General features: G+C 28.3%; 12 protein-coding genes. 11 read left to right on the top strand and 1 reads right to left on the bottom strand.

Annotated elements, in window-relative coordinates; translation table 11 throughout:
* The first annotated feature begins 133 nt into the window (after positions 1-133).
* From H612_RS0103310 to H612_RS0103260, 11 genes are all read left to right on the top strand, one after another.
* On the top strand, positions 134-1,414 hold the full coding sequence (locus H612_RS0103310; RefSeq protein ID WP_027130165.1) for an O-acetylhomoserine aminocarboxypropyltransferase/cysteine synthase family protein: 1,281 nt from the start codon (positions 134-136) through the stop codon (positions 1,412-1,414).
* 315 nt (positions 1,415-1,729) lie between these two features.
* Positions 1,730-2,545 (top strand): ABC transporter ATP-binding protein, encoded by an 816-nt coding sequence (locus H612_RS0103305; protein WP_027130164.1) that lies wholly within the window; start codon positions 1,730-1,732, stop codon positions 2,543-2,545.
* 1 nt (position 2,546) lies between these two features.
* Positions 2,547-3,317, top strand: coding sequence for an ABC transporter permease (locus tag H612_RS0103300; RefSeq protein WP_027130163.1), 771 nt, complete (start codon positions 2,547-2,549; stop codon positions 3,315-3,317).
* A gap of 1 nt (position 3,318) precedes the next feature.
* A complete protein-coding gene (locus H612_RS0103295) occupies positions 3,319-4,107 on the top strand; it encodes an ABC transporter permease (protein WP_027130162.1) in 789 nt (262 codons plus the stop codon).
* A 1,442-nt stretch (positions 4,108-5,549) separates the two neighbouring features.
* On the top strand, positions 5,550-6,218 hold the full coding sequence (locus H612_RS0103290; RefSeq protein ID WP_027130161.1) for a response regulator transcription factor: 669 nt from the start codon (positions 5,550-5,552) through the stop codon (positions 6,216-6,218).
* Entirely contained in the window at positions 6,218-7,204 is a 987-nt protein-coding gene (locus H612_RS0103285) for a sensor histidine kinase (RefSeq protein ID WP_027130160.1), read from the top strand. The genes H612_RS0103290 and H612_RS0103285 overlap by 1 nt, the downstream gene beginning before the upstream one ends.
* Positions 7,205-7,710: 506 nt before the next feature.
* A complete protein-coding gene (locus H612_RS0103280; protein ID WP_035500264.1) occupies positions 7,711-8,463 on the top strand; it encodes an ABC transporter ATP-binding protein in 753 nt (250 codons plus the stop codon).
* An 82-nt stretch (positions 8,464-8,545) separates the two neighbouring features.
* The gene (locus tag H612_RS0103275) at positions 8,546-10,453 is read left to right on the top strand and encodes an ABC transporter permease (protein WP_245570441.1); all 1,908 of its coding nucleotides are present in this window, start codon (positions 8,546-8,548) and stop codon (positions 10,451-10,453) included.
* Between the two features lie 441 nt (positions 10,454-10,894).
* The gene (locus H612_RS09045) at positions 10,895-11,647 is read left to right on the top strand and encodes an ABC transporter ATP-binding protein (RefSeq protein ID WP_051210124.1); all 753 of its coding nucleotides are present in this window, start codon (positions 10,895-10,897) and stop codon (positions 11,645-11,647) included.
* The gene (locus tag H612_RS0103265) at positions 11,613-12,695 is read left to right on the top strand and encodes an ABC transporter permease (RefSeq protein ID WP_027130157.1); all 1,083 of its coding nucleotides are present in this window, start codon (positions 11,613-11,615) and stop codon (positions 12,693-12,695) included. The genes H612_RS09045 and H612_RS0103265 overlap by 35 nt, the downstream gene beginning before the upstream one ends.
* Before the next feature lie 14 nt (positions 12,696-12,709).
* A complete protein-coding gene (locus H612_RS0103260) occupies positions 12,710-13,348 on the top strand; it encodes a TetR/AcrR family transcriptional regulator (RefSeq protein ID WP_051210121.1) in 639 nt (212 codons plus the stop codon).
* Positions 13,349-13,490: 142 nt separating this feature from the next.
* On the opposite strand, the gene H612_RS0103255 is transcribed toward H612_RS0103260, so the two are convergent.
* Entirely contained in the window at positions 13,491-15,032 is a 1,542-nt protein-coding gene (locus tag H612_RS0103255; protein ID WP_027130155.1) for a thiol-activated cytolysin family protein, read from the bottom strand.
* Positions 15,033-15,253: the final 221 nt, after the last annotated feature.

Genomic DNA, 15,253 nt, shown 5'->3' with positions numbered 1-15,253 from the left:
AACGCGAAATAATAATGTACTCGCCTCTATTGCATTAGCAATAGGGGTGATTTTTTATAAAAAATCACACATTATTATCTATATACAAAATATAAACAAAGACGTTAACTACAAAAAGAAAAGAGGAAATTTTATGACAAGAAAATTTGGTTTTGAAACATTACAATTACATGCAGGACAATCAGTAGACAAAGAAACAAAATCACGAGCAGTGCCAATATATCAAACAACGTCTTATGTTTTTGATGATACAACTGAAGGTGAAGAGTTATTTGCGTTAAGAAAATCTGGGAATATTTATACACGTATAACTAATCCGACTACTTCTGTTTTTGAAGAAAGGATAAACGCACTAGAAGGCGGTGTTGGATCTTTAGCTACAGCATCGGGAATGGCGGCTTTAACTTATACATTTTTAACTTTAGCACATGCAGGCAGTCATATAGTTTCGTCAAAAAATATTTATGGTGGAACATATAATTTATTAAAACTTACCCTACCCCGCTACGGAGTAAATGCCACATTTGTTGATCCAGATAATTTTGAAGAAATTGAAAATGCAATATCAGAAGATACAAGATTGCTTTTTGTAGAAACTTTGGGGAATCCACATGCCAATGTTGCAGATTTAGAAAAATGGTCTGAAATAGCTCATAAATATAAGCTTCCTTTGGTGGTGGATAATACATTTGCAAGCCCGTACTTAATAAATGCATTTAGCCATGGAGTTGACATAGTAGTTCACTCTGCAACTAAATTCATTGGTGGGCATGGGACTTCTATTGGAGGTGTTATAGTTGATAGTGGAAAATTTGATTGGGAAGCCAGCGGAAAATTTCCACAATTAGTCGATGAGGATCCAAGTTACCATAATTTGAGTTATACACGAGATGGTGGAGCGGCAGCATTTATAACAAATGTAAGAACACAACTGCTCCGTGATACAGGGGCAGCGCTATCACCATTTAATTCATTTTTATTACTTCAAGGTTTAGAAACTTTATCTCTAAGGGTGGAGCGTCATGTTGCGAATACGAAAAAAATCATAGAGTTTTTAACCAATCATGAAAAAGTTGCTGAAGTTAATTATCCAGGATTACCTACTAGTAAATATTATGAACTTTCACAAAAATATTTACCAAAAGGAAGTGGTTCAATATTCTCATTTGATGTAGTTGGAGGTGAACAAGCTGCAAGAAAAGTTATAGATAGTTTAGAAATATTTTCTAATTTAGCTAACGTTGCTGATGCAAAAAGTTTGGTAGTACACCCCTACTCTACGACCCATGCTCAATTAAGTGAGGAAGATTTGGAATTTACTGGAATAACTCCATCACAAATAAGAGTTTCTGTCGGATTAGAAAATATTGATGATCTAATAGAAGATTTAAAATTAGCATTAGAAAAAATCTAGAAAATTATAAACAAAGAATGTTTTGTGTGAAACATAAATAAGTTAAGGAAGATTGTGTAATGAATTGTGCAGGAAAAAAATTGATTTAATAAAAGAAATCAATTTTTTTCCATAATTCAATATATGTGTATAATTAGGAAAAGATAAAATGATAGTTTAAGTATATAAACAAAGAATATTAAAAAATATATTTAGAAAAAATAAAAAGAATAGAAATAGCAAAAGAAAACGAAACAAGAACTACAAACAATTTAATTCAGTAGAATAAGAACGAATTGCTTTGTCTAATTTAATAAGATTGTTAGAGGTGAGAAAATGTCTGATGTAATTACCGTTAAAAATTTAAAAAGATCGTTTAAAGAATCGAAAAAAGGTGAGTTTGTTGCATTAAAAGGAATTGATTTTTCTGTAAAAGAAGGAGAAGTTTTTGGGCTTCTTGGTCCTAATGGTGCAGGGAAAACTACTACTATAAAAATTTTAACAACGATGCTTGCACCTAGTGAGGGGAAAGCAACAGTCTTGGGTTTTGATACTTTTTCAGAAGCGAAAAAAGTCCGAGAGCATATTAGCTTTGTTTTTGGAGGAGAAAGGAATCTTTATTGGAGACTTACTGCGAGAGATAATTTAGCATATTTTGCTGACCTTTATAAAATTCCTCGTGGTGAACAGAAAGGACTTATAGAAGATTTAGTAACACGTGTAGGGTTAAGTGAGGTGATTGATAAGAGAGTAGAAACTTTTTCAAAAGGAATGAAACAGAGATTACAGATTGCTCGTGCTTTATTAAATAATCCTAAAATAATTTTTTTAGATGAACCTAGTATTGGTCTTGATCCAATAGGTGCCGTTGAACTACGTGAGTTAATAAAGGATTTCGCAAAAGAAGGTGTAACAGTATTGATAACGACACACTATATGCCAGAAGCAGAAGAACTTTGTGATAGAATAGCGATAATAAATGAGGGAGAGATAATTGCACTAGATGATGTAGTAGGTCTTCAAAACTTAATCTCTCGAGAAAGAAAAGAAGAAATAAAAGCTAAAAAAGAAAAAGAGCAAGAAGAAAAAAATAAGAAGAATTTAGAAATAACTTTAGAGGATATTTATATAGAATTACTGGAGGGGAAATAGTATGAGAGCAATTATTATGAGTGCAAAAGTTCAGATGAAACAATCAATAGCTCGTCCAATGTTCAGATTTTGTGTATTTATTAATCCGATATTAAGTGGTTTTTTACTTGGGATGATTTATCGAAACCGAAGTGTAGAAGATTTTATGCTCTATGCCTTTATTGGTGCGGGAATTAGTACGTTTTGGGGAAGTATCTGCTTTTCATCAGCAAGTGACATGGATAGAGAAAAATGGTTAGGTACGATGCCGATAATATTTACCTCCCCTATAGGGTTTGAAAATATTATTATTGGCAAGATAATAGGGAATACATTGTGGGGAATATTTAGTTTTTGTCTAAATATGCTGACGGTAAAAATTTTATTTAATATACCGATAGTTTTTGCAAATTTTAGTTATTTTATTTTAATAACAGTGCTCATGATAATATCTATGGTAGCGATTGGCTTTATGATGGCAGGTTTATTCACCCTATCAAGAAAAATAAGTCTTCTTATGAATGTTATAGATTATCCAATAATAATATTAGCAGGAATGATTTTTCCAATTTCAATATTTCCTAGATTTGTTCAATATATATCATATCTTCTTAGCCCTACATGGGCGATGAAAGGCTTCAAATTAGCTATACAAGGTGGAAGCAATGACCAATTATTAAAGATAGCAATAGTACTTATTTTTATAACAGTTATTTACTTTATTATTAGTATTGTTTCATTTAGAAAGATTAAAAAATTGTGTGTTATCAATGGGACTTTGGAGGTGTTTTAGAATGGAAAATGTCTTAAGATTTTTTAGAAGAGTTAGTTTTTCGTATAAAGTGTCTTCGGTTTTAAATGATTGGCGAGCTTTTTTCACCATTGATTTACTACTCCCGTTGATGCAAATGCTGTGTTATTCTCTTGTTGGATATTATGTTTACGGTGCAGAAGATGTAGAAAAATGGATTATTAGTAATGCAATAGTAACGAGTTCTTTTTCAGCGATTTATAGAGTAGGATTGCAACTTGCAAGAGAAAGAATGAGTGGTACATTAGCTCTAACGCTGGCAACAAAAACCAGTATATCAGAAATATTACTTTCTAGTGCAATATCGTCTATGTTTATTAGTTTTATTTCAATAATTTTTGGAGTAAGTGTGATAAGTATTTTAATTGGAGTTTTATGGACTGCTCAAAAAATAATAGAACTTGTTTTGGTTTTAATATTGGCGATTTTTTCATCAACATGTTTTGGATTTTTATTTTCATGCTTTATATTGTTAACAACAGAGATACATCTAGTAACCAATACGTTAGATAAAGTATTATTAATATTTACAGGAGCAAATTACCCTGTAAATAATCTTCCTCACATAGTAGAACAATTTTCTTATATGTTACCACTAACGAGATCGATTCTGTTAGCACAAAAGTTGGTTCAAGGAGAATCAATGATAGATAATATTTATCTAGTAAGAGGAGAATTTATATTAGCTGGAATATTTCTAACATTAGGAGTATTTATGCTGAAATTTATGGAAAAAACAGCTATAAAAAACGGAACTTTGGATATGTTGTAGGTTTGATTATATAAGAAAAATGACGTGTAACTTTTTGGCAATAATAAAAGGATTTGTAGATTTGTTTCAAAAGACAAAAGTATATAAAAGACACCGTAGATATCGTTAAGGAAACTGATACACATAAACTTTTTCTATTAAGTAGATTACTTCAAAGAAACATGAGATAAAGTTCATTTGTTATTTTTTAGAGATTCATCATAAAACGCTCTTATTAATTTGATATTAATCTTTACTGAAAAAATATTTTTTCTTTAAATTTAAAATTAATTAATATTAACCAAGAAAATATGAAAAATAAAAAATTCACAATAATTTTATATTATAAAATAAAATTAATTACAAAGTGATGAAAAATGTTTTTTTAACATTACTTGAATTTATAACAAAAAAGATTAATCAGTGTACTTAGTTATAATGATTAATCTTTTTTTGTTAGAGATCTAAGCTATTTAGTGATTAAAGAAACAAAATAGCCTAGTTATCTAATATACTACTAAAAATAAATGTACTTGGGTTTGTATTATAGACCATTTTTGAAATTTTCATCATAAAACCTCTTCCCTCTTTGGAGATTAGTTTTTTGGAAATATAAGAAATTGAAGGTAATAATTGATTTAATATTCCAAGATGATTTTCTCTTTCTTTTACAATAATCTAATGGATTTTGTATATAAAGCACGTTCTTTTCCTTATAACTTTAGGTAAAAGCAACAAGTTATATAAGATTGTTAAATTTCCTCTTCACTAAATTCGTTGGTGTAATTAAAAAAAAGATATAAGTTTTACCAATTTAAACAAAATAATGTTACTTTTATATTTTTTTACATTATTTATTCTTTTTGTTTATGATTTTAAAAATGTATACTCGTTAGTTTAATTCATTATATAAATTATAAAATAAAACCCAAAAAACTCAATTATCATAATTATCATATTAAAAAATTACACAAAGTACAAAATAAAAGTTTGTGAAATATAATTAACGTCAATAACAGTCATTAATTTTTTTAAAATTAAATATAAAAATAATAAAAAATGATATAAAATAATTTATTTGATTTAATGTTTTTATTTTTATAAATTTATAGATTTAATTTTCTATTTAAGAATTTTGTTTATCAATAATTAATCAAAAAATTAAAATAGCTCACTAAATCTTAATATTAGGTAATTAGATAAATAGTTGTAATAATCTTTGATTTATACACTTTCGTGTGATTAGGCAGTAGTTGTCACCTAATGAATATACTTACTAAGTTCATATTCATTTTGATAACTTTGCAAAGTTTCCTCGTACAGATTATTTTGCATATTCCATGCTTATAATTCTACAACGCAGCCTTTACTTTTACATACTGTACACTATAATTTATATTTTTCGCACTACTCCCATATTTTTTTATTTTATGATATAATTTTAACAAGTGAGGTGGATAGATATGTACAAGATTATGATTGTAGAGGATGATGAAATTATTTCAAATAGTGTTGCAGAATATTTAAAAAAATGGCATTATCTCACATATGAGGTTCAAAATTTTCAAAATGTTGTTAAAGAGTTTGTAGAACAATCTCCTGATTTAGTGCTTATGGATATAAATTTACCTTATTATGATGGATATTATTTTTGTGAAGAGATAAGAAAAGTTTCTAAGGTACCTATTATATTTATATCATCTGCTAATAATGATATGAATATAGTTATGGCAATGAATATAGGTGCGGATGATTTTATTGAAAAACCATTCAAGCTAATTGTTCTTAAAGCAAAAGTTGAAGCATTATTAAGAAGAGTGTACAACTTTAACAGTGGAAGTAATTTAGTTGTGTACAGAGAAGTTATCTTTGATATGAATAAAGATGAGATTAAGTTTAGTGACAATGTGACGACTCTTACCAAAAATGAAAGTAAGATACTAACGGTATTATTGGAAAATAGAGAGAAAATAGTAACTCGTGATGAGATAATAAATGCACTTTGGCAAAGTGATAATTTTATAGATGAAAATACGCTATCCGTTAATATCAATCGCTTGCGAACAAAGTTAAAAAGTATTGGAGTAGAAGATTTTATAACTACGAAAAAAGGAAAAGGATATATAATTTGATGGAAATTTTTGTAAGTTATTTAAAGAAAAATTTTAAAATATATACATTATTTTTTGCGTTTGTTATGATATTTTACTTGATATTTTATTTGTATAACCTTCCCTTTGAAGCATTGTATTATGCAGGGAGTTTTTGTTTTCTTATAGCTATAGTTGCTAGTGTGATTGACTATGGTAAGTATAGGGAAAGTTATCGTTCGCTTAAGTTTTTGGGAAATAATCTTTTTTATAATTTAGAAAATTTGCCAAAAAGTTGGGATATAAGAGTAAGTTATTATAATAAAATTATAGCAAAATTATATGATGAAATAGAAAATTTAAATAGTAATAATAAAATAAAACATGAAGATTTAGTTGATTATTATAGTATGTGGGTTCATCAAATAAAAACACCAATTGCGGCGATGAATTTTTTATTAGACAATGATGCAATAGATGAAAAACATTTGAAACAAGAACTTTTTAAAATAGAACGATATGTAGAAATGGTTTTAACTTATCTTCGATTAGATAGCAGAACAACAGACTATCTTATAACGAAAGTTAAATTAGCTAATATAGTAAAAGAAGTTTTGAAAAAATATGCCACACTTTTTATAAATAAAAAAATAAAATTAAACTTTGTTCCACATGAAACGTATGTAGTTAGTGATAAAAAATGGTTAGCTTTTGCAATGGAGCAAATATTAAGTAATGCAATAAAATATACTAAAAATCAGGGAGAAATTAGTATAAAATTATATGAAAATAGACTTATTATAGAAGATACGGGGATAGGAATAACAAAAGAAGATCTTCCGAGAATTTTTGAAAAAGGTTTTACAGGTTTCAATGGAAGATACGAGAAAAAATCAAGTGGGTTAGGTTTGTATCTTTGCAAAAAAACCTTGGATAATCTTGGGCATAAAATAAAGATTTCTTCAGAAGTAGGATATGGAACACAAGTAGAAATAATTTTTCCGAAAGAAGATAAATTTAGAGAGTAGCAAAAGAGCGTAAATCAAAAAATTAGATCTGTGGTGGTCGTTAGTTTTCTCAAAGGTGATAAACCAAAGAAAAAAAGCAACGAATAGCGTATACACAGATATTCCAAGAGAGCTTAGCGAAAGATTGGCAAAATGAATATGAACTTATGAGTAAATTAATTTGATAGTAACTATTGTCAAACTAAAAGTACAAAATCACATATTGGCGATGATATTTTCTTAATGTTCACTGCTGATCAATTTTACCAAGCCTCCCCTTTTTTAATAAGGTATCATAGAAATATTTTTGAGAGTTATTAATAAATTAATCTAATCTTACAAAAGTGTAAGGTTAGATGTTTTTTTGTAAGGTAATTCGATAGAAAGAGTAGAAAAAGTGAGATAAAATATAAATATAGCAAGAGATGTTATTTTAGAAAAAATTTGGTAAATATACTTATTTAATTAAAAAAAAGTTCGAGCTTTAGACGAATATAATGAATACTGATAAATAAAGGAGGAATATTATGTTATTAGAAGTAAATAATTTGAGAAAGGTTTATACAACGAGATTAAGTACACAGAGTACAGAAGCGTTAAAAAATGTGAATTTTGCGGTTGACAATACAGAATATGTAGCAATAATGGGAGAAAGTGGAAGTGGGAAAACGACTTTATTAAATATAATTGCGACATTTGATAAAGCAACATCAGGAAGTGTATTATTAAACGGAGCAAATCTTAGTAAATTAAAAGACAGAGATTTGGCGGATTTTCGTCGCGATAATTTAGGATTTGTTTTTCAAGATTTTAATTTATTAGATAATTTTTCAATAAAGGATAATATACTTTTACCGTTAGTATTAGCTAATAAAAACTATCGCGATATGGAAAAAAGATTAGAAAAAGTAACTAAACCATTAGGGATAGATAAACTTATTAATAAATATCCGTATGAAATATCCGGTGGGCAAAAACAAAGAGTAGCTGTGGCAAGAGCGATAATTACTAATCCAGCATTAATACTTGCTGATGAGCCAACGGGTGCACTAGATTCGAAATCAACAGATCAACTTTTGGAAGTTTTTGATAGATTAAACGAAGTAGGACAAACAATTATAATGGTAACTCATTCAGTAAAAACTGCTGCACGAGCTAAGCGAGTTTTATTTATAAAAGATGGTGTGGTTTTCCATGAACTTAGAAAAGGGAATGCTACTAATTCGGAAATGTTTCAAAAAATTAATGATACATTAACATTGATGCAGGCAGGTGAGTAAAATGAACTTCTTTTATAGCAAATTTGCCTTAAATAACTTGGTTAAAAATAAAAAATTTGTTCTCTCCTACGTACTATCGGCGATGTTTACGATAATATCTTTTTACATACTGAGTTCGCTCGCTTTAGGTAAAAATTTGGATACTTTACCTAGTGGTATTTCAGCAATTAAGCAAGTTTTAGGCTTTGGAGTTGTTGTGATAGCGATATTTTCTGCAATATTCTTATTTTACACATATAGTTTTTTAATTAAACGAAGAGTCAGAGAATTTGGATTGTATTCAGTTTTAGGGATGACAAAAAAACAGATTGCAAGAATTTTGGTTTTAGAAACAATTTTTATAGCAGCATTGACTATAGTTTTAGGCCTTGTGCTAGGTATGTTATTTGATAAACTACTGTTACTTTCTTTATTAAAATTGTTTGAAGCTGGAATTAGTTTTGGTTTTAATGTTACGAGGGTAGCTATTATTTTAACGATATTAGTATTTGGTGGTATTTATTTTCTACTACTAATATATACGATAATAAAAGTATCTCGTTTAAAAATAGTGGCACTTCTTAAAGAGGAAAACAAAGGAGAAAGAGAACCAAAAGCGAGATGGATTTTAGCGATTATTGGATTATCACTAATCGGTTATGGATATTATACAGCGCAAACTGTTGAAAACCCAGTAAAAGCAATATCATTATTTTTCTTTGCAGTGATAGCAGTGATGTTGGGGACTTACCTACTATTTATGGCAGTTAGTATAGCAGTTTTAAAAATAATGAAAAATAATAAATATTTTTACTATAAACCAAAAAATTTTATAAGTATATCAGGATTATTGTATAGAATGAAACGTAATTCGGTAGGACTTGCTAATATTTGTATATTGTCTACGATGGTCTTGGTAACAATGGGGACTACAAGTGCATTATATGTGGGAAGTGAAGCCTCATATGAAGCACGTTACCCTAGAGATATAGCAATAACAGGGCATTTTTCTAATATAGAAAAATTAGAAGAAATAAAAGAAAAGGTAAAACAAGCAACAAAAGAAGCCGGAGTAGAAATAAAAGATGAAATTGCATATAATCAATTAGGCATAATCGGTAAGGTAGCGGATAACAAATTTGAGATAACAAATGATAATGTTGGTTTAAGCAGTGCTGATAAAGTAAAAACAATGATTGTTGTAAATTTGGAAGATTATAACAAAATAGCAAAAGAGAAAAAAACTTTGGACTCGTCGGAAGCTCTGTTGTATGTTGATAAAAAAGGTGTATACAATTATAATGACTTAATTATTCAGGGAATAAAATACAATATAAAAGAGAAATTATCAAAATATCCAGGAGAGATAGGGTCAGCTATGGCAAACATTATGGATACATATTATTTAATAGTGAAAGATAATACTGAAGTAAAAAAACTATCATCAAAAGTCAACGAAATATTACGTAACGAAGAAGAAAGATCTATTAACAACTATGTTGCTTTTAATATAAGTGATAAAACAAAAGAGAAAAAAGTGATAGAAAATTTTAGAAATTTAGAAAAAAATAAAGCAGTAGAAATAGAAGGAAAATCAGAAAATAAAGTAGAATTTAGAGCGTTTTTTGCTTCGTTCTTATTTATCGGGATTTTTATAAGTATGATCTTTGTAGTATCGCAGGTAGTAATAATGTATTACAAACAAATCTCAGAAGGTTATGAAGATAAAGGGAAATTTGAGATTATGAGAAAGGTTGGTTTAACAAATAAACAAATAAAACAATCCATAAGATCTCAGGTGTTGTTAATATTTTTCTCACCATTAATAATAGCAACAATACATACAGCAGTTGCTTATCCATTTATTGAAAAAATATTAAAATTGTTTTTAGCAACAGACAATAATATATTTTTAATAGCGATGTTTGCTACAATAGGAATATTCACAATTTTTTATCTAATAGTATATTTAATAACTTCAAGAATGTACTACAAAATAATAAAAGAATAAAATAAAAAATCTAGATTGAAAAAATTCAGTCTAGATTTTTTTATTTTATATCTAAAAATTTATACTAGCATTTGGAATAGAAAAAGGTAAAATAATAGGTGATCTAGTTATTATGTGATAAGTTATAAAAATAATTGCATAAGCGTTTTATTTTATGTGAAAAATTTACTATTTTAATATTATTTATTTTAGTATTCGTGTTATCAATTAAGCAAAACTTTTCTTGACAGAAAAAGAAAAAATGGGTATAATTCTAAGTGAGTAATCACTCACTCATCGAATTTATTATTATTTTATAATTTATAGGCAATTATCAGATAAAGATATGACCTGAATTAGATTTTTGTAAGTTAGTTTAACAGAAACTAAGAAAAATATTTTTTTGAATAATTGGTGAGTGAGTAATCACTGAAAGTGGATTGGTTTTCAGGAGGATAAAAGATGGATGAATTAATAAATATAAGAGCTGTGAAAAAATCTTATGGCAAGCAGTGTGTTTTAAATAAAATAGATTTTGTTTTAAAAAAAAGAGAAATGGTATGTTTAATAGGACCATCTGGTTCTGGAAAGACAACTCTAATAAAAAGTATACTAGGAATGGAAAAGGTGGATGAAGGTGAGGCATTTATTTTGGAGAAAAATATGCCTAATAGAGAAATTTTGTCAAAAATTGGTTATATGGCACAAAGTGATGCATTGTATGAAATGTTGACAGGATATGAAAATTTAGAATTTTTTGGCAGAATGAAAGGATTATCTAAAGAGAAATTAAAGCTAGAAATAAAGTATATTGCAGAGGTAGTTGACCTTACGCAACATTTAGGAAAATACGTTTCTGCTTATTCAGGAGGTATGAAAAGAAGATTATCTTTAGCAATAGCATTATTAGGAAAACCTGAACTGCTAATATTAGATGAACCAACTGTGGGGATAGATCCAGCACTTAGGAAGAAAATATGGAAAGAACTATTTTTAATTCGAGACAGCGGAGTTGGAATATTGATGACTACACATGTTATGGATGAGGCAGAACTTACAGATAAAGTTGGTCTATTACTTGATGGGAAAATAATAGCTTTTGATAATCCGAAAAAATTAAAAGAAAAAAATAATACTTCTACGCTTGAAGAAGTGTTTTTAAGATTGGGGGATAGAAAAAATGAGAGCATTTATGATAGCGAAAAAAGTATTTAAAGAGTTATTTAGAGACAAAAGAACACTGGCTATGATGTTTTTAGCTCCAATATTTATAATGTGGCTTATGAACATAATGTTTTCTGCTAGCACAACAACAAATATAAATGTAGCAACAGTAAATGTTCCTATGAATGTAGTTGCTGCAATGAAAGAAGTAGATGATGTGAATATTGTTGAGTATTCTTCCTTAGAAGATGCTGAAAAAAATTTAAAAGATAACCAAGTAGATACTTTAATAATTTTTAAGGAAGATAAATATGAGGTCAACTACTCTAATATTGATTCAACAAAAACTTTGAAAGCCAGACAAGTGTTAAAAAGTTCAATTATTTCATCTAATATAAAAAGTTTGGCAGAAAGCATAAAAAATCCTCAAATTTTAGAAAAAATTCAAAGTAGTAATGTAGAGGTAAAAGAGAGTTATCAATATGGAAATGAAGATACAACATTTTTTACTAAATTGGTTCCAATATTAATAGGATTTATAGCATTTTTCTTTGTATTTCTTATTTCAGGAATGGCATTATTAAAAGAAAGAACAAGTGGCACTTTAGAGCGCCTTTTGGCTACACCGGTAAAAAGAAGTGAAATAGTTTTCGGGTATACCCTATCTTACGGTGTAATTGCAATTATCCAAACGATAGTAGTAGCACTATCTGCAATTTATTTATTAAAGGTAGAAGTTGCAGGTAATATCTTTTATGTTATAATAGTAAATATGGTGCTAGCATTAGTAGCTTTAGCATTTGGAATGTTGCTATCTACGTTAGCAAAATCAGAATTTCAAATGATGCAGTTTATTCCTTTAATAATAATGCCACAACTATTCTTTTCAGGTATAGTACCACTAAAGACTATGGGAGTGTGGGCAGAGCATATAAGTAAGATATTACCACTTTCTTATTCTGGAGATGCTCTTAGTAAAATTATTTTAGAAGGGAAAAATTTAGGAAATATTACCAATGATATATTAACATTACTAATATTTTTTGTAATTTTAGTAGCCTTAAATATCTTAGGTCTTAAGCGTTATCGAAAAGTATAAATTAGAGGTAAATAATGACAGATAATATTTTAAAAATATATTCAGAATTAGCAAGAGATACCAATATGCCAGCAGGAAAAAAGAAAACTTTAAATGCTGCGATAAAATTATTTGCAAAATATGGTTATAATGGAACATCAACAGTACAAATCGCAGAAGAAGCAGGGGTTAGTCAGGCAACTGTATTTAAATATTTTAAAACAAAAAATGAACTTTTGACTGTGATAATTTCTCCTATAATAGCTACTATTCTTTCAAGATATACAGCTAAACTTTTCTTAAAGAAAAATTTAGAAGAACTTGTTAATTTTGTAGTGGAAGATAGATTTGAATTTCTTAAAGAAAATCAGGATATAATAAAAATTTTATATTCAGAGGTAATGATTAATAAAGATTTAAAAGAAAGATTGCTTTTTGAGATAAAAGATGAAATTTCTAAAAATAAAATGGAGGAGTTTTTTGAACAGTTAAAAAGCAAAACACCGAATATGAACAAAAACTTAACTCCACCTGAAATTATCAGAACAATAATAGGCCCGATATTAATATACTTTGCTCAAAGGTTCATTATCCTAGAAGATGAGCATTATCAAAATGAGAAAAAGGATTTGGATGTAATAAAAAAACAAATTTATAAAAGTCTGCTAGATTAATGTAATAATAAATTTTGGAAATAGAAAAACCTACTTATAAATATAAAGTAGGTTTTTTTATAAAATAGATTGTATTAAGTAAAAATATATTTTTCTTAAGTTATAAATTTTGCTCCTTAATCAATTATCTTCTATATTATATTTAATTATTTTTAACATCTTCGGATAATGCTGGATATAGGGTAGTTCCCCAATGAGTAATGGTTCTGTTTCGAACTAAAGGTAGACCAGATTTATCATAAATGGTTCTCCACCATTCCCAAGCAAGTCCGGTACACTCTTGTATTCTAACTCTTAAGTTACGGACATTACCTTTGAGTTCGAGTGTTGTAGAAAAACCGGCTGTACGACCATAGCCGTTATCTATCCAAGTTTTAGGAGTTAAAATTTCATTACCTTTAGAATCGTAACTAACTTCGTCCCAAGTGATATAATATCTAGCAACATAACCACCACGGTGATTCAAAGTTAGATAACCATTTTTATAAGAAGTTACTTTTGTCTCAATATAGTCCGTATTATTTTGAATAGTAGCTATTTGATTATCTTTTAAGAAGTTTGTTGTATAAGAAATAGGAACACCAGGATTTTCTTTATTAAAAGTACTGCCCTCTTTTATAAGTTTTTTAAAATCATCAATAGTACCTGTAACAACTCTTGCAGCACCATTAGCATTACCTCCCAAAATAACAGCAGTAACTGAAGTGTTTTTTAGAATATTGCTGTACTCACTGCCAGGTTTAATATCAACTCCTTTAATAACTGCATTGACTGCAGCTTTCACCTCAGAGCTTTTACTTGTGGTTTCGAATTTTACATACATACTTCTACCATAAGCAACATTAGAAACATAGACAGGAGGTGTTTGAGAATTAATTCCACGATTGATTAAGTCGGTAGGAGATACATCTTTTCCTAGAAAGTCAGCTGGATTATTAGGTGCATCTACACTAGCGTTGAAATATACCTGTTTAAAATTGACAACTTGAACCTGTTTTTCTCCTTTGTGAACAGCAGAAAAGTCAATATTAAGTGGTGCACCAACTTTTTCAAAATCAGCACCGAATTTAGCTTTTAATTGACTCATACTGTAGGCAGTAGTTTCATCGTACTGAATTTTTGCAGGGATATTAGAATAAGAACCGTATTTAGAAAACCACTTATCAACTAAAGTATTAATGCCATCTCTTATTGCACTTTGAGTAGGGTTGTTAACGACTAAACTGCCATCTCCCCCATTCATACCTGGAAGATCAACACTCAGTGTAAGTGGTGAACGTTTTAAAGAGATTAAAGTAGGGTTATTCTCAAGAAGATAATTATCTGCTTTAAATAATGCTCCAGGGAAAATAACATTACTATTATTTGCATTTATACTAATATCAGAAGTTTTTTGAGCTAATGTACGTTTAATTTTTTCAATAACAACAAACTCTCCATTTTTGTTAGAGGCGCTTTTGTTATACATATTAGAAATGCTCTCACCTTGACGTGTCAAAACATTATAACTATTATAAGAAAGACTAGTCAGATAATTGTTAAGGTCATTAGAAGAAGTAATATCTTTTTTAATGACGGACTCTCTAGAATGTTGAGATGCATCATTAGCTAAAACTTGTGAAGTCAGCAAAATACTTGCAGTACTTAATACAAAAAAAGTTCTAAATAATAATTTTTTATTCATGATGATTCCTCCCTAATTATTATTGATATATTAATAATATAATGCATAGAAAATAGTGTGTCAATTATTTTAAACGAACGAAATATGAAAAATTATTAATAATATTAGTTAATTACTATAAAATAGTAAACGCATACATAAAAATATTAAGAAATTATTAGTAATACAATATAAAAGAGATAAAATAAAAATACTTTAAAATAAAAAGAAATTGTGGATTC

The organism is Gemella cuniculi DSM 15828, from assembly GCF_000425665.1.
Classification (GTDB): Bacteria; Bacillota; Bacilli; order Staphylococcales; family Gemellaceae; genus Gemella; species Gemella cuniculi.
This window is presented reverse-complemented; position numbering and strand designations above follow the sequence as displayed.